1 protein-coding gene is annotated in these 18808 nt (G+C 70.5%); it reads right to left on the reverse strand.

The genetic code is table 11. From position 1 onward, the window contains the following. Position 1: 1 nt before the first annotated feature. A complete protein-coding gene (locus HUW46_RS48260) occupies positions 2-18508 on the reverse strand; it encodes a type I polyketide synthase (protein ID WP_254126009.1) in 18507 nt (6168 codons plus the stop codon). Positions 18509-18808 lie beyond the last annotated feature (300 nt).

Raw genomic sequence — 18808 nt, forward strand, 5'->3', positions numbered from 1 at the left:
CTCAGTCCGCCTCGGGAGCCGCGCCGCCGTCAAGCGCGATCTCGATCAAGTTCTCGATGTCCATCGTGTCGATGGCGTCGTCCACGTCCTCGTCCTCGTCCGCAGCGGGCTCGGGGCCCGGCGAATCGGCCAGCCGCAACAAGGTGTCCAGCAACCCCGCCTCGCGCAGCCGGTCGACCGGGATCGTGGCGAGCGCCCGCCGAAGATCGGCCTCGTCCTCGGTTCCGGTTCCGCTCTCCTCCGGCAGCAGTTCCTCGGCCAGCCGAGCGCCGAGCGCCGTCGGGGTCGGGTAGTCGAAGACCAGCGTGGCGGGCAGCGCCACCCCGGTCACCGACGTGAGCTGGTTGCGCAGTTCCACCGCGGTGAGCGAGTCGAACCCGAGCTCCTGGAAGGAACGGTCCGCCTCGATGTCGTCCAGCCCGCCGTGCCCGAGCACCTCCGCCACCTTGGTGCGCACCAGGTTCAGCAGCTTCCGGTCGCGTTCGGACGATGACAGCGCGGCGATTTCCCTTGCGAAGGCGGCACTTTCATCGCCACCGCCCGTGTCCGCGTCGGCTTCCATCGCTCGCTGCGCTTCGGGAACCGAGGAGATCAGCGCGCTCGGACCGGAAAGCGTGTACCCGGGCACGAACCTCGCCCAGTCCACATCGGCCACGGTCACGCAGGTCTCGTCCAGCCCAACGGACTGCACCAGCGCACCGACCGCGAGGCCGGGCGCGAGCTGCCGCAACCCGCGCCGCAGGAGCTGTTCACCGACGGCACCCGAGGCGAGACCGCCTTCGTCCCAAGGACCCCATGCCACCGAGGTCGCGGGGAGCCCGTCGAACCGGCGCTGCTCCGCGAGCGCGTCGAGGTAGGCGTTGCCCGCGGCGTAAGCGCCCTGCACACCACTGCCCCACACACCCGCGATGGACGAGAACAGCACGAACGCGTCCAGCCCGCCATCGGCGAACAACTCGTGCAGGTTCGTCGCGCCGGTCACCTTCGCGCCGACGACCGAGGCGATCTCCGCGAGGTCCATGTCCACAACGGACGTCGACTGCCCGACGCCCGCGGTGTGCACCACCGCGCGGATCGGGGACTCCTCCGCCGCGTACCGGCGCACCAGTGCTTCGAGCGCTTCCCGGTCGGCCACGTCGCACGCCTCGATGGACACCTTCGCGCCGAGGCCGGTCAGTTCGGCCTCCAGCTCGGCGGCGCCCGCCGCGGCACCGCCGCGCCTGCTGGTCAGCACGAGGCGTTCCGCGCCGTTCGCGGCGAGCCAGCGCGCGACGTGCCCGCCGAGCGCACCGGTGCCGCCGGTGATGAGCACGGTGCCCTTCGGCTGCCACTTGGCCGTGGTCTCGCCCGCGGGCGCTCGCAGCAGGCGGCGGCCGAACACGCTGGAATCGCGCACCGCGAGCTGGTCCTCGTCGTCGATCCCGGCCAGCGCGGCGACGAGCCTCGCGCCGAGCCGGGCGGTGGCGGTCGCCGGGAGGTCGACCAGTCCGCCCCAGCGCTGGGGCTGTTCGAGGCCGATCACCCTGCCGATGCCCCACAGGTGCGCCTGCACCGGGCTGGTCAGCCGGTCGGACCTGCCGACCGAAACCGCGCCGCGCGTGCCGAGCCACAACGGGACTTCGAGCCCGGCATCGGCGAGCGACTGGAGCAGTGAGACCGTGCCGAACACCCCGACGGGGACGGCGGGATCGCCGGAATGCGGCCGCTCGTCGAAGCCCAGCAAGGAAAGGACACCGGACAGGGGCCGCTCGCCGACGGCGGACGCGATCCGCTCGGCGAGCACCGCGCGGTCCAGTTCGGACTCGGCGAGATCGAGCCGGACGGTCTCCGCTCCCCCGCTGGCCAATGCGTCGAGCGCACCGGTGACCCAGTCGTGCTCCCCGGCTTCGGTGGGGACCACGACCAGCCAGGTGCCGGACAATGCGGCCTCGGCGTCGGCGGTGACCGGCTTCCAGCCGATCTGGTACCGCCAGTCGTCCACAGTGGACTGGTCGCGCCGCTGCCGCCGCCAGGAGGACAGTGCGGGCAGCACCGCGCTCAGCGGCTGGTCTCCGTCGATCCGCAGGGTGCCCGTGAGCGATTCCAGGTCCTCGCGTTCGACCGCGTCCCAGAACTGCGCGTCCACCACGTCGCGGTCATCGCCGACCGGCTCCGCCTCAGCGGCTTCGAGCCAGTAGCGCTGCCGCTGGAAGGGGTAAGTGGGGAGGTCCACGGTTCGCGCGCCGGTACCGGCGAAGTACGCCTGCCAGTCGAGGAGCACCCCGGATACGTAGAGGCGCGCGACCGCCGTGGTCGTCGCCTCCACCTCGCCGCGGTCGCGGCGGAGCGCGGGGATGTGGGTAGCCTCGGGCGCGGTGTCCTGGGCCATCCCGGTCAGCACGCCGTCCGGACCCAGCTCCAGGAACGTCGTCACGCCCTGGCCTGCCAGGTACTGGACTCCGTCGGCGAAGCGGACCGCATGGCGCACGTGGCGGACCCAGTAGTCCGGATCGGTCACATCGGCGACCGCACCGGTCACATTGGACACCACCGGCACCTTCGGCGCTTCAAACGTCAAGCTCTCCGCGACCTTGCGGAAGTCGGCCAGCATCGGCTCCATCCGCGGCGAATGGAACGCGTGGGACACCGTGAGCCGCTTGGTCTTCCACTCCCACGCCGACTCGAACCCGGCGATCACATCCTCATCACCCGCGACCACGACCGAAGCCGGACCGTTGATCGCGGCTATCGAGACCTTGTCCTCGAGCCCCTCCAGCAACGGCGCGATGTCGTTCTCCGTCGCGCGCACCGACAGCATCGCCCCGCCCGTAGGCAGCGCCTGCATCAACCGGCCCCGCGCGGCCACCAGCGCGGCCGCGTCCTCCAAGCTGAGCACCCCAGCCACATGGGCCGCGGTGAGTTCGCCGATGGAATGCCCGGTGACGAAGTCGGGGCGGATGCCCCACGACTCGACCAAGCGGTAGAGCGCGACTTCGAGTGCGAACAGGGAGGCTTGCGTGTACTGGGTTTGGTTGAGCTGCTCGCCGTCCTCGGCGAACATCAACTCCTTCACCGGACGATCCAGGGACTTGTCCAGATACGCACACACCGCGTCCAACGCATCCGCGAAAACGGGGAACTCCCCATATAACTGCTTACCCATCCCCGCACGCTGCGAACCCTGACCCGAGAACAGGATCGCCGTGCCGCCGTCACGGGCGGTCCCGGTGACGACCCCGGGTGCGCTGCGCCCGTCGGCCAAAGCACGCAACCCGTCGCCGAAGCCGCCGGTACCGAACCCGGTCAGCGCGGCGCGGTGGTCCAGGCCCGCCCTGGTGGTCGCCAGCGAGAACGCGATGTCGGCCTCGTTCAGTCCGTCCACATGGGACAGGAGCCGGGAAGCCTGTGCGCGTACCGCGTCCTGGGTCTTACCCGAGAGCACCCACGGCAGCGGCCGGTCCACCCGGACGTGCTCCTCGGTGTGGGATGCGGGTGCTTGTTCGAGGATGGTGTGCACGTTGGTGCCGCTGACCCCGAAGGCGGACACACCGGCACGCCTCGGCGCACCGGTCTCCGGCCACGGTGTGGTGTCGGTCAGCAACGACACCGCGCCGGTCGACCAGTCCACATGCGTGCTCGGCTCATCAATGTGCAGTGTTTTGGGCAGCACCCCGTGCCGCATCGCCTGCACCATCTTGATCACCCCGGCCACACCCGACGCAGCCTGCGTGTGCCCGATATTCGACTTCACCGCACCCAGCAGAAGTGGCCGCTCCCGATCCTGCCCGTAGGTCGCCAGCACAGCTTGAGCCTCGATCGGGTCACCCAGCGTGGTCCCCGTGCCGTGTGCTTCCACCGCATCCACCTCGGTGGCCGTGAGACCGGCATTGGCCAGGGCTTGGCGGATCACCCGCTGCTGCGACGGACCATTCGGCGCCGTCAACCCATTCGACGCGCCATCCTGATTCACCGCACTACCCCGAATCACCGCCAGCACCTCATGCCCATTGCGCTCGGCATCGGAAAGGCGCTCCAGCAGCACCATGCCGACACCCTCACCCCACCCGGTGCCATCAGCGGCTTCGGCGAACGGCTTGCAGCGGCCATCACCCGCCAGACCACCCTGCTTACCGAACTCCGCGAACGCACCCGCCGAGGCCATCACCGCGACACCACCGGCCAGAGCGAGACTGCTCTCCCCCGACCGCACCGACTGCGCAGCCCAATGCAACGCCACCAGAGAGGACGAGCACGCCGTGTCCACCGTCACCGCCGGACCCTCAAGCCCCAGCGCATAGGACACCCGGCCGGAAACCACACTGCCCGCATCACCAGTGGTGAGGTAACCCTCCATGGCGTCCGGGTCTGCCTGGTAGAAGCCGGATCCGTAGCCCTGCGACGCGGCACCGACGAAGACACCGGTCTGGCTACCGCGCAGGGCCGACGGGTCGATTCCCGCCCGCTCCAAGGTTTCCCACGCCGCTTCCAGCACGATGCGCTGCTGCGGATCCATCGCGCGCGCCTCGCGCGGCGAGATCCCGAAGAACGCGGCGTCGAATTCGCTGGCGTCGTAGACGAATCCGCCCTCGGGGGCGTAGGCGCCCGCCGCGGAGATGCCGTCGAGGTCCCAGCCGCGGTCGGTCGGGAAGCCCGAGATCCCGTCTCCGCCGGATTCGACCAGGTCCCAGAACTGCTCCGGCGAGTTCACCCCGCCCGGATACCGGCAGGCCATCCCGACGATCACCACGGGGTCGTCGCCCACCTCGGCGACGGCCGTCGGTGCGGCGACGTCCGCCACCGCACCGGTCACCTCGCGAACCAGGAACTCGGCCAGCACCGTCGCGTTCGGATAGTCGAACACCAAGGCGGTCGGGAGTTTCAGGCCGGTGGCCGCGGAAAGCCGGTTCCGGATCTCCACCGCGGTCAGCGAATCGAACCCGAGGTCGCGGAACGCACGACCGGGTGGGACCTCCGACGCACCGGCGAGGCCGAGCACGGCGGCGGCCGTCGTGCGCACCAGCTCCACCACGGTCCGCTGGCGCTCCACTTCGGACAGTCCGGCCAGCCGCTTGACGAGTTCGGTACCGCCTGCGGCGTCGGCGCCTTCGTAGGAGGATTCGGCTGCCTGGCGCGCTTCGGGGATGTCGGAGATCAGCGGACGCGGGCGGGCCGCGGTGAACCCGGGCACGAACCTCGCCCAGTCCACATCGGCCACCGCCACGAAGGTTTCGTCGTGCTCGACCGATTGCACCAGCGCGGCCACCGCGGCTTCGGGTGCCATCGGCAGCACACCCCGGCGCCGCAGGTTCTCCTCGGCCACTTCGGTGGTGGCGAGGCCGCTGCCACCCCAGGCGCCCCAAGCGATCGAAGTCGCGGTCACGCCGCGAGCGCGACGCTGCTCGGCCAGCGCGTCCAGGAACGCGTTGCCCGCCGCATACGCGCCCTGGGCACCACTGCCCCAGACACCGGCGTTGGACGAGAACAGCACGAACGCGTCCAGTTCGGCGTCGCCGAGCAGCTCGTCCAGGTGTGCGGCACCGGCCACCTTCGCCTCGACCGTGCTGGCGAAATCGGCCAGATCCTGGTCCGCCAGCAGCGAAACCTGCACGACTCCGGCGGTGTGCACGACGGCACTGAAGGGACCGTATTCGGCGAGCAGTTCGGCCAGTGCGTCGCGGTCGGCGGCGTCGCAGGCCGCGATCGTGACCCGCGCACCGAGCCCGGTCAACGCCGCTTCCAACTCGACCGCACCATCAGCGTCACGGCCACGGCGCGAGGTCAGCACCAAGTGCTCGGCACCGTTCGCGGCCAACCATCGGGCCACATGCCCACCCAGCGCACCGGTGCCGCCGGTAACCAGCACCGTGCCGCGCGGCGACCACTCCCGCACCGCATCCCGGTCCGCCAGTGGCGACCGCACGAGACGCCGCGCGAACACCCCGGAATCGCGCACCGCGACCTGATCCTCGTCCTCGATCCCGGCCAGCACCGCGACAACCCGGGCGGCCGCACGATCGTCAGCGGTGGCGGGAAGGTCCAGCAGACCGCCCCAGCGGTCGGGGTGCTCCAGGCCCAGAATCCGGCCAAGGCCCCACACCTGAGCCTGCGCCGGATCAGCAGCCCGGTCCGAACGGCCCACCGACACACCACCACGAGTGGCCAGCCACACCGGCGCCACCACCGCGCTGTCCACCAGCGCCTGGATCAGGGTCACGGTGTCCGCGATCCCGTTCGGCAGCACGGGATGCCCGGCGCACGGCCGCGTGTCCGTGCCCAGCAGCGAAAGCACGCCCGCGATCTCGCCCTGCTCGTCGATCCGCGCGGTCAGCCCGGCACGGTCCAGCTCGCCCGCCTCGATCGTGACCACGTCCGCGCCGTGCGCGCGAAGTTCCTCGGCGAGCCAGACGGTGTCCTCGTGCCCGGGTGCGGTGACCAGCAACCAGGTACCGGACAAGCGAGCCGTCGCAGTGGTGAGCGGCTTCCAACTGACGGTGTAACGCCACTGGTCCACTGTGGACTGCTGACGGCGCTGCCGCCGCCACGAGGATAGCGCGGGAAGCAGTTCGCCGAGCGACGCGTCGTCCACGTCCAGCGTGGTGGCCAGTGCTTCCAGGTCCTCGCGCTCGACGGCGTCCCAGAAGCGAGCCTCCACCACGTCCGCGGCCATCAGGTCGCTCACCGACACGGTGGATTCCAGCCAGTACCGCTGCCGCTGGAACGCGTAGGTCGGCAGTTCCACCCGGCGCGCATCCGACGGGTACGCGGGCGTCCAGTCGACATCGAGGCCGCGAACGTATCCCTCGGCGAGCGAGGTGAGGAAGCGATCCAGACCACCCTCGTTGCGGCGCAACGATCCGAACGCGACACCGTCGGTGTCGGTGGTGTCGAAGGTTTCCTGCACGCTCATCGTCAACACCGGATGCGCACTCGACTCGATGAAGAACCGGTAGCCCTGCTCGACCAGCGCTCGCGTCGCCTGCTCGAATTTGACCGTGTGGCGCAGGTTCTCCACCCAGTAACGAGCATCCAGCCCGGTGGTGTCCTGCCAATCGCCGGTCAGGGTCGAGAAGAACCCAGTCTCCGTACCGCGCGGCTGGATCGGGGACAGAACGTCCAGCAGGCGGTCGCGGATGGACTCCACCTGCGGAGTGTGCGACGCGTAATCCACCGCGATCTTCCGCGCCCGGACTTCTTCCGCCTCACACTCAGCCAGGATCTCGGCCAGCGCCTCGGGTTCACCCGCGATGACCGTGGTTCCGGGGCCGTTCACCGCGGCCACCGCCACTCGATCACCAAACCGGGAAATCCGCTCAACCACAGCACTCTCCGGCTGAGCGATGGAAACCATGCCGCCCTTACCCGCCAGCTCATCCCGAATCGCCTGACTCCGCAACGCCACCACACGAGCACCGTCCTCAAGAGACAGCGCACCCGCGACCACCGCCGCCGCGATCTCACCCTGCGAATGACCCACCACCGCAGCAGGCTCCACACCAAAGGAACGCCACACCGCGGCCAACGACACCATCACAGCCCACAACACCGGCTGCACCACATCCACCCGCTCCAACGCGCCCTCGTCACCGACCACCTCGGTCAACGACCAGTCCACAAAGGACGACAACGCCCGCTCACACTCGGCAAACCGGGAAGCGAACACCGCACTGAACGACAGCAGGTCCACCGCCATGCCGACCCACTGCGAACCCTGACCAGGGAACACGAACACGACCTTGCCCCGCACATCCGCCACCCCGGCGACAGAGTTCGGCGCGACCTCGCCGGAAGCCAGCGCGCGCAGGCCCTCCAGGCGTGCTTCGGGATCCGAACCGATCACGACACCGCGGCTTTCCAGCGCGGACCGAGTGGCCGTCAGGGAAAGGCCGACGTCCGCCGCGGACAGTTCACCGTGCTCGGCCGCGAAGGAGGCGAGCCGATTGGCCTGTGCACGCAGGGCGGCATCGGTCTTGCCCGAGAGCACCCACGGCACGACGCCCGTGAACGGCTCGGCGGCGGGAACCTCGACCGGTTCCGCCTGCTCCAGGATCGCGTGCGCGTTCGTCCCGCTGAATCCGAACGACGACACCCCGACCCGGCGCGGGCGCCCCGTCTCCGGCCACGGCATGGACTCGGTCACCAGCGATACCGCGCCGGAGGACCAGTCCACGTGCGGCGTCGGCTCGTCGACGTGCAGGGTCGGCGGGAGCACGCCGTGCCGCATGGCGAGGACCATCTTGATCACACCGGCCACCCCGGCCGCTTGTTGCGCGTGACCGATGTTCGACTTCACCGAACCCAGCCACACCGGCTCGTCGCGGCCCTGGCCGTAGGTCGCCAGCACCGCCTGCGCCTCGATCGGGTCGCCGAGCGAAGTTCCCGTGCCGTGCGCTTCTACCGCATCCACTTCGGACGGTTCGAGCCGCGCGTTGGCAAGGGCCTGGCGAATGACGCGTTGCTGCGAAGGGCCGTTCGGCGCGGTCAGCCCGTTCGACGCACCGTCCTGGTTGACCGCGGACCCGCGCAGGACCGCCAGCACCTGGTGCCCGTTGCGCTTCGCGTCGGACAGGCGCTCCATCAGGAGCAGCCCGAGGCCTTCGCCCTGGCCGAAGCCGTCCGCGGAAGCCGCGAACGCCTTGCACTTGCCGTCCGCCGCGAGCCCGCGCTGCCGCGAAAACTCCGAGAACGAACCCGGTGTGGACATCACGGTGACCCCACCGGCGACCGCGAGCGAGCACTCGCCCGCACGCAGTGCCTGCGCGGCGAGGTGCAGCGCGACCAGCGACGACGAGCACGCCGTGTCGACGGTCATCGCGGGGCCTTCGAGCCCGAGGGTGTAGGCGATCCGCCCGGACATCACGCTGGTCGCAGCACCGGTGACGAAGTAGCCTTCCACGCCTTCGGGTGCCTCGATGATGTCCGATCCGTAGCCCTGGGAGCAGGCGCCGAGGAACACCCCCGCGTCACTGCCCCGCAACGACAACGGATCGATCCCACCCCGCTCGAAAACCTCCCACGCCGCCTCCAACACCAACCGCTGCTGCGGATCCATGGCTAGGGCCTCACGCGGCGAAATCCCGAACAACCCCGGATCGAACTCCGCGGCCTCATACAAAAACCCACCAGCACGCGAATACGACGTCCCAGCCCGACCAGGATCATCATCGAACAACGCCGCCAAATCCCACCCACGATCCGACGGCAACTCCCCAATCGCATCACCAGACCCCGACACCAACCGCCACAAATCCTCCGGAGAACCCACCCCACCCGGAAAACGACAACTCATCGCCACAATCGCCACCGGCTCATCCGCCACCACCGAAACCGTTGTGGTAACAGGAGAATCGGGCAGCGCGCCGAGGATTTCGGTGCGCAGGTACGCGGCGAGGTCGGCGGGCGCGGGGTAGTCGAACACGAGCGTCGCGGGGAGCCGCAGCCCGGTGGCGCCGCCGAGCCGGTTGCGGAGTTCGACGGCGGTGACCGAATCGAACCCGAGGTCCTTGAAGGAGCGCCGTTCGTCGGCCGCGTCCGCCGAGGAGTAGCCGAGGACCGTGGCGACGTGGCCGCGCACGAGTTCGAGCAGGAGCCGGTTCTGCTCCGCGGCGCCGAGCCCGGCGAGCCTACCCGCGAGTTCCGAAGGCGCGTCCTCGCGCTCGCCGCCCGCGGTGTCGGTCTTGGCGGCCAGGAGCCTGGTGACCTCGGCCAGTTCGTCGAAGAGCCCGGTGGGGCGGGTCGCGGTGTAGGCGACGACGTACCGCTCCCAGTTGATGTCCGCGACGGTCAGGAAGGTCTCGTCGCGGTCGAGTGCTTGCTGCAGCGCGATCACCGCGAGTTCGGGCGACATCGGTGGCACGCCGTGCCTGCTGGCGATCTCGCCGATACCGGACTCGGCCATGCCGCCGCCGTCCCACGGACCCCACGCGACCGAGGTGGCGACCTGGCCGCGCGCTCGGCGGTGGTGGGCGAGCGCGTCCAGGTAGGCGTTGCCGGGGGCGTAGTTGCCCTGCCCGGACGCGCCGAGCGTGCCGGAGAGCGAGGAGAACAGCACGAACGCGGAAAGCTCGCCGGTCAGCTCGTGCAGGTTCTCCGCGGCGCGCATCTTGACCCGCAGCACCCGGTCGATCTGGGCCGGTTCGAGGAGTTCGAGCACGGTGTCGTCGAGCACGGCCGCGGTGTGCAGCACGGAGGTGAGCGGGTATTCGGCCGGGATCTCGGCGAGCACGGCGGCGAGGGAGTCGCGATCGGACACATCGCACGCCGCGATCGTGACCCGCGCGCCGAGCGCGGTCAGCTCGTCGGTCAGCTCGGCCGCGCCGGGTGCGTCGGAGCCGCGACGGCTCAGCAGCAGCAGGTGTTCGGCGCCGTTTTCGGCGAGCCAGCGGGCGACCTGCCCGCCAAGCGCGCCGGTGCCGCCGGTGACGAGCGCGGTGCCGGTCGGCCGCCACGCGCGTTTCACCGGGGTCTCGCCCGCACGCGCGCGCACCAGCCGCCGTCCGTACACACCGGACTCCCGGATGGCGAGCTGGTCTTCGACGCCGCGTCCGGAAAGGACTCCGGCGAGCCGGTCCTGCGCGGTTTCGCCCACCGCGTCCGGCAGGTCGACGAGGCCGCCCCAGCGCTGTTCGTACTCCAGTCCGGCGATCCGGCCGAGACCCCACACGAGTGCCTGGCCGGGGTGGTCGACCGGGTCCGCCCCGGTCACCGCGACCGCGCCGCGGGTGGCGCACCACAGTGGAGCGTCGACGCGGAGATCGCCCAGCGCCTGCAACAAGGTCAGCGTGCCCGCCATACCGGACGGCACCGCGGGGAGATCGGGCAGCGGGTTCTCGGCGAGCGCGAGGAGCGACCAGACACCGATCACCTCGGCCGGGGTCACCCCGGCCCCGTCCATCGCCTCGCGCACCGCCGCCGCCATCGTTTCGCGGTCGGCCAGGTCGGCGGGGGTCACTTCGACGGTGCGCGCGCCGTGGCGCCGCAGCGCGTCGATGGCGCCCCGATCGCTTCCGTCGGATCCGAGTACCAGCCAGGTGCCCGAAAGGCTCGGCGGCACGTCCGCGCCGAGGCGCTTCCAGGTGATGCGGTACCGCCATCCGTCCACAACGGACTGTTCGCGGTGTTCCCTGCGCCATGCCGAAAGGACGGGGAGCACGTCGTGCAGCGGTGCGTCGCGGTTCACATCGAGGGTGCCGACGAGGTTTTCCAGGTCCTCGTTCTCGACGAGTTCCCAGAACCGGTCCGCCATCGGGTCGGTGGTCGCGACCGGCTCGGCGGCGACCGGTTCGGGCCAGTACCGCTCGTGCTGGAAGGCGTAGGTCGGCAAGTCGACGCGCGCGGCCCCGTCGAACGACGAGGCCCAGTCGACGGTGAGCCCTTGGACGTACGCCTCGCCGAGGGAGGTCAGGAAGCGGTCCACACCGCCTTCGTTGCGGCGCAGGGTCCCGACCGCGACACCCTCGGTTTCCAGGGTGTCGAGAGTTTCCTGCACGCTCATCGTCAGCACCGGATGCGCACTGGACTCGACGAAGAACCCATACCCCTGCTCGGACAGGGCCCGAGTCGCCTGCTCGAACTTCACCGTATGACGCAGGTTCTCCACCCAATACCGGGCATCCAGCCCGGTGGTGTCCTGCCAATCGCCGGTCAGAGTCGAGAAGAACCCGACCTCGCCGGTGCGAGGCTGGATCGGGTCCAGGACATCCAGCAGGCGGTCGCGAATGGACTCCACCTGCGGCGTGTGCGACGCATAATCCACGGCGATCTTCCGCGCCCGCACCTCTTCGGCTTCGCACTCGGCCAGGATCTCAGCGAGCGCCTCGGGTTCACCCGCGATGACCGTGGTTCCGGGACCGTTGACCGCGGCCACCGCGACCCGATCACCGAACCGAGCAATCCGCTCCACCACAGCACTCTCCGGCTGGGCGATGGAAACCATGCCGCCCTGACCGGCCAGCTCGTCCCGAATCGTCTGGCTACGCAACGCGACCACGCGGGCACCGTCCTCAAGGGACAACGCACCCGCGACCACCGCCGCCGCGATCTCACCCTGCGAATGCCCCACCACCGCAGCCGGTTCGACACCGTATGAACGCCAGACCTCGGCCAGTGACACCATGACCGCCCACAACACGGGCTGCACGACATCCACCCGCTCCAGCAGCGCCTCATCCCGCACGGCTTCGGTCAGCGACCAGTCCACAAAGGACGATAACGCGTGCTCACACTCAGCAAACCGGGAAGCGAACACCGCACTGGACGACAGCAGGTCCGTCGCCATGCCCACCCACTGCGAACCCTGACCGGGGAACACGAACGCGACCTTGCCCGAGGCTCCCCCAGGCAGGCCTTCGACGACGTTCGCCGCCGCGTCGCCCCCGGCGAGCGCGGCCAGTCCGGCGAGCAGTTCCTCCCGGTCGGCACCGAGCACGACGGCACGGGTGTCCAGGGTGGATCGTGTGGCGGCCAGTGAGAAGGCGATGTCGGCCGTGTTCAGTTCGGGGTGCGCACCGGTGTGCGACAGCAGGCGAGCGGCCTGCGCGCGCAACGCGGACGGACCGCGCGCGGACAGCACCCAGGGCACCACGCCGTCGGGCGCCGGTGCGCCGTCACGGACCGGTTCCGCCTCGGGGGCCTGTTCCAGCACGGTGTGCGCGTTGGTGCCGCTGAACCCGAACGAAGAGATCCCGGCCCGGCGCGGATGCCCCGTCTCCGGCCACGGCATCGACTCGGTCACCAGCGACACCGCGCCCGACGACCAGTCCACATGGGACGACGGCTCGTCGACGTGGAGCGTCTTCGGCAGCACGCCGTGCCGCAGGGCGAGGACCATCTTGATGACCCCGGCCACGCCCGCCGCGGCGACCGTGTGCCCGATGTTCGACTTGACCGAACCCAGCCACAACGGCTCTTTCCTGCCCTGCCCGTAGGTCGCGAGCAGCGCCTGCGCCTCGATCGGATCGCCAAGGGTGGTCCCGGTTCCGTGCGCCTCCACCGCGTCCACATCGGACGCTTCAAGCCGTGCATTCGCCAGCGCCTGACGGATAACCCGCTGCTGCGAAGGACCGTTCGGCGCCGTCAACCCGTTCGACGCACCGTCCTGGTTCACCGCGGAACCGCGAACCACGGCGAGGATCGGGTGCCCGTTGCGCTGGGCGTCCGACAGCCGCTCCACGAGGAGCAGGCCGACGCCTTCACCCCAGCCCGTACCGTCCGCCGAGTCGGCGAAGGCACGGCACCGGCCGTCGGTGGCGAGCCCGCGCTGGGCGCTGAACTCCACGAACAGACCCGGCGTCGCCATCACCGTGGCACCGCCGGCGAGGGCCATCGTGCACTCGCCCTGCCGCAGCGACTGGCAGGCCAGGTGCAGCGCCACCAGCGACGACGAGCACGCGGTGTCCACCGTCATCGCGGGGCCTTCGAACCCGAAGGTGTAGGAAACCCGTCCGGAAGCGACGCTCGCCGCGTTGCCGGTGCCGAGGTGGCCGCCGAGACCGGTCGCGGACTCGGCCACCACGTTCAGGTAGTCCTGACCGCTGGACCCCGCGAACACCCCGGTCTGGCTGCCGCGCATCGCGGCCGGGTCGATCCCGGCGCGCTCGAACGCTTCCCACGACGCTTCCAGCAGCAGGCGCTGCTGCGGGTCCATGGCCAGGGCTTCGCGCGGGGAGATGCCGAAGAAGTTCGAGTCGAAACCCGCCGCGTCGTCGAGGAATCCGCCTTCGCGGGTGTAGCTCGTTCCCGGTTCGTTCGCGTCGCGGTCGGGGTGGTAGAGCCGCTCGATGTCCCAGCCGCGGTCGGCGGGGAACTCCGTGAGCGCGTCGGTTCCCGAGACCAGCAGCTCCCAGAGCTGCTCGGGGGTGCTGACGCCACCGGGGAACCGGCAGCTCATCCCGATGATCGCGATCGGCTCGTCGGTCGCGGCCGCGGCGACCGGCGCGGAGTCGGCGCCCAGTGCCGCGCCCGCGAGGTGTTCGGCGAGCGCCAGCGGCGTCGGGTAGTCGAAGATCAGTGTCGCCGGGAGGCTCAGCACGACGGCGGCGCCGAGCTGGTTGCGGAACTCCAAGGCGCTCAACGAATCGAAGCCGAGGTCGCGGAAGGCGCGGTCCGGTTCGATCTGGCCGCCGTGCTGGTGGCCGAGCACCACGGCCGCCTGCGTGCGCACCACGTCGAGCAGCACGTCGACCCGCTCGGTGCGGGAAAGCCCGGTCAGGCGCCGTGCCAGTGCGGAAGCAGCGGGGACGGCGGCAGTGTCCGAATCGGACTTCGCCGCTTCGAGGGCACGGCGGACGTCGGGGATTTCGTCGAGCAGCGGGACCGGCGTGTCCGACGGCAGCCCGGCGGCGAACTTCGTCCAGTCCAGGTCGACGATCCCGACGCAGGTCTCGTCCCGCGCCAGGATCCGGCCCATCGCGGTCAGCGCCAGCTCCGGGTCGAGCAGCGGCATGCTGTGCGCGCTGCCCCGGTTGGTGACCGCGTCCGCGGCGGCCATTCCCGCACCCGCCCACGGCCCCCAGGCGATCGAAGTCGCGGGGAGTCCTTCGGCGTGCCGTTGCTCGGCAAGTGCGTCCAGGAAAGCGTTCGCGGCGGCGTACCCGGCCTGCCCCGGACTCCCCATCGTGCCGGAGAAAGAAGAGAAGAGCACGAACGCGGACAGGTCCATACCCGCGGTCAGCTCGTGCAGGTTCACCGCACCCGCGACCTTCGGCTGAAGAACTCGCGCCACCCGCTCCAGCGTCAGCGAATCCAGCACCCCGTCATCGACCACGCCCGCCACGTGGAACACCGCCGACAACTCGGTCAGCGAGCCCACCAGCTCGGCCGCCGCTTCCCGATCGGCCACGTCGCACGCCGCGATCGTCACCCGCGCACCCGCCGCGACGAGTTCCGCCTCCAGCTCCGGCGCGCCCTCGGCATCCGAGCCCCGGCGCGAAGTCAACACCACATGCTCAGCACCGCTGGCCACCAACCACCGCGCCACCCGCGCACCCAACGCACCCGTACCACCGGTCACCAGAACCGTGCCGTCGCAGGACCACGCCGCCTCGTCCGCGGCGGGCGCGTGCACCAAGCGGCGGCCGAACACCCCGGACGCCCGCACCGCGACCTGGTCCTCACCACCACCGGCGGCCAGCACCCCCGCCAGCCGCGACCACGCGCGTTCGTCCGCTTCGGACGGCAGGTCGACCAGGCCGCCCCAGCGCTCGGGGTGCTCCAGGGGCACCGTCCGCGCGAGTCCCCAGATCTGGGCCTGGACAGGGTTGACCGGCGCACCGTCGCCCGTGGTGACCGCACCGCTGGTCACCGTCCACAACGGACCATCCACACCGGATTCTTCGAGCGCCTGCACCAGGGTCAAGGTGCCGGACAGCCCGAGCGGCAGCACCGGGAACTCGGCGTGCGGCCGTTCGTCGAGGCCGAGCAGGGAAAGCACACCGGCGAACGGGCCGTCGGCGGCGAGTTCGGCCAGCTCGGCGGCCAGCGACGAGCGGTCGAGATCAGCCTCGGCGAGGACGAGCGGACGCACCTGTGCGCCGCTGTCCCGCAGGACGCGTTCCGCTTCGTCGAACCGGCCCTCGTCGGGGAGCACCAGCAGCCACGTACCGGACAGCGCCGGCGCCGGATCAGCGATCGCGCGCCACGCGACACCGTACCGCCAACCATCCACAGTGGACTGCTCACGGCGCCGACGGCGCCATGCCGACAACGCGGGCAGCACCGCGCTGAGCGGATCATCCACCCCCACCTGCAACGTGCTCGCCAGCACCTGCAGGTCCTCCCGCTCGACCGCGTCCCAGAAGTGGCCGTCGACCTCGTCGGCTTCCCGCGCGGGCTCGTCCGGGTTCTCCAGCCAGTAGTGCTCGTGCTGGAAGGCGTAGGTCGGCAGGTCCACGCGGTGCGCGCCGGTGCCGTCGAAGTACGCGGGCCAGTCGATCCGCACCCCGGCGGCGTGCAACCGGCCCAATGCGACAGTCAGCACCTCGGCTTCATCGCGGTCACGTCGTAGGGCGGGCACCAGCGCGGCGTCCGAAAGGGACTCCGCCGCCATTCCGGTGAGGATCCCGTCCGGACCCAGCTCCAGGAACGCCGATACACCTTGGCCTTCCAGGTACCGGACGCCGTCGGCGAACCGCACGGTCTCGCGCACGTGGCGGACCCAGTACTCGGGATCGGTGACGTCCGCGGTTTCCCCGGTCACGTTGGACACCACCGGGATCCGCGGTGCCTGCAACGTCACGGCCTGCGCGATGGTGCGGAAATCCGCCAGCATCGGTTCCATCCGCGGCGAATGGAACGCGTGCGACACCGTGAGGCGCTTGGTCTTCCAGATCCACGCCGACTCGAACCCGGCGATCACATCCTCATCACCCGCGACCACGACCGACCTCGGCCCATTGACCGCCGCGATCGAAACCTTGTCCTCAAGCCCCTCCAGCAAGGGCTTGATCTCGTTTTCGGTGGCCTGCACCGAAAGCATCGCCCCGCCTGCGGGCAGCGCCTGCATGAAACGGCCCCGCGCGGCGACCAGCACGGCGGCGTCCGGCAGCGAAAGAACACCGGCCACGTGCGCGGCGGTGAGCTCCCCGATCGAATGCCCCGTCACGAAGTCCGGGCGAATACCCCACGACTCGACAAGCCGGTAGAGCGCGACCTCCAGCGCGAACAACGAAGCCTGCGTGTACTGCGTCTGGTTGAGCGGCTCACCGTCCTCGGCGAACATCAGCTCCTTGATCGACCGGTCCAGGTGCCGGTCCAGTTCCGCACACACCGCGTCCAGCGCGGAAGCGAAAACGGGGAACTCCCCATATAGCTCCCGGCCCATCCCCGCACGCTGCGAACCCTGACCCGAGAACAACACGGCCAGCGAAGCGTCGTCACGGGATGCCCCGGTGACGAGGTTCGGGGCCACCGATCCCTCGGCCAGCGCGCGCAGGCCGCGGAGGAACTCGTCGGAGTCCCTGCCGACCACGACCGCGCGCCGTTCCAGTGCCGCGCGCGTGGTCGCGAGCGAGAACGCGACGTCGGCCGGAGCCAGACCATCCACAGTGGACGCCAGCTCGGCGGCCTGTGCGCGCAGCGCCTCGTCCGTGCGCCCCGCCAGCACCCACGGCACCGGGCGGGTCACCGGTACCCGCGGTTCTTCAGCTGCGTCGTCTACCGGAGCCTGTTCGAGCACCGTGTGCACATTGGTCCCGCTGACGCCGAAAGCGGAAACGGCGGCACGGCGGGGCGCCCCCGTCTCGGGCCATGCGACGCTGTCGGTCAGCAGCGACACCGCGCCGCTCGACCAGTCCACCTGCGGGGTCGGCTCATCGACGTGCAGTGTCTTCGGCAGCACGCCGTGGCGCATCGCCTCGACCATCTTGATCACGCCCGCCACACCCGCGGCCGCCTGCGTGTGCCCGATGTTCGACTTCACCGAACCCAACCACAACGGACGCTCACGATCCTGACCGTAAGTCGCCAGCAACGCCTGCGCCTCGATCGGATCGCCCAGCGTGGTCCCCGTGCCGTGCGCCTCGACCACGTCCACTTGCGACGGTGAGAGCCGCGCGCTGGCCAGCGCCTGCCGGATCACCCGCTGCTGCGACGGACCGTTCGGCGCGGTCAGCCCGCTGCTGGCGCCGTCCTGGTTGACCGCGGAACCGCGCAGCAGCGCCAGCACCTCGTGCCCGTTGCGCCGCGCGTCCGACAGCCGCTCGACGAGCAGCACGCCGACGCCCTCGCCCCAGCCGGTGCCGTCGGCGGCCGCAGCGAACGCCTTGCACCGGCCGTCGGAAGCCAATCCCCGCTGCCGCGAGAACTCGACGAACGTGCCGGGCGTGGTCATCACGGTGACCCCGCCCGCGAGTGCCATCGTGCACTCGCCGTTGCGCAGCGCCTGCGCGGCGAGGTGCAGCGCCACCAGCGACGACGAGCACGCCGTGTCGACGGTGACCGCGGGTCCTTCCAGCCCGAAGGTGTAGGCGACCCGGCCGGACAGCACCGCGGCCGCGAGCCCGGTGCCGAGGTAGCCCTCCACCTCCGGCGGGATCGAGGTCAGCTCGGAGCCGTAGTCCTGGCCGCTGGTCCCCGCGAACACGCCGGTGCGGCTGCCCCGCACCGAGGTCGGGTCGATCCCCGCCCGCTCGAACACCTCCCACGACGCCTCCAGCAGCAGCCGCTGCTGCGGGTCCATCGCGGCCGCCTCGCGGGGTGAGATGCCGAACAGCGACGCGTCGAAGCCGCCCGCGTCGTGCACGAAACCGCCCTCGCGCACGTACGCCGTCCCGCGGTGGTCCGGGTCCGGGTCGAACAGGGCGTCGACGTCCCAGCCCCGGTTGCCCGGGAACCCCGACATCGCGTCCGTGCCGTCGGCCAGCAGCCGCCACAGCCCTTCGGGCGAGTTCACCCCGCCGGGAAACCGGCAACTCATCCCGACGATCGCGATGGGCTCGCGCTCGTTGTCCTCGACCTCGCTGAGCCGTTGCCGCACCTGGTGTAAATCCGCTGTCACCCGCTTGAGGTAGTCGCGCAGCTTCTGCTCATTCGACATTCAGTTCCACCTCTTCGGGCAGACAGCACGGCAGAGGACCGGGAAGGGGTTCCGCCGGGATGTGACAGGCACGGGACGGGTGCGGAGCGAAACGGGGGCGAGCACCGTAATCAAGGTCACCGGCCCCGGGCCGGGGTAGGGCGGTCCCACCACTCGGGACCACGCTCGAGCAGGCTCATTCCGGGCAATACCCCCTCACCTCCGGCAGAGGCCCCTGCCCAGATCGACCGCGACCCTCCAGGACTCTCACCGCAGGACACCAAAACGCGGAAACTTATCGCAATCCTGGTTTGAGATGCT

Origin of the sequence: Amycolatopsis sp. CA-230715 (assembly GCF_018736145.1) — a bacterium.
In the GTDB taxonomy this organism is placed as follows: Bacteria; Actinomycetota; Actinomycetes; order Mycobacteriales; family Pseudonocardiaceae; genus Amycolatopsis.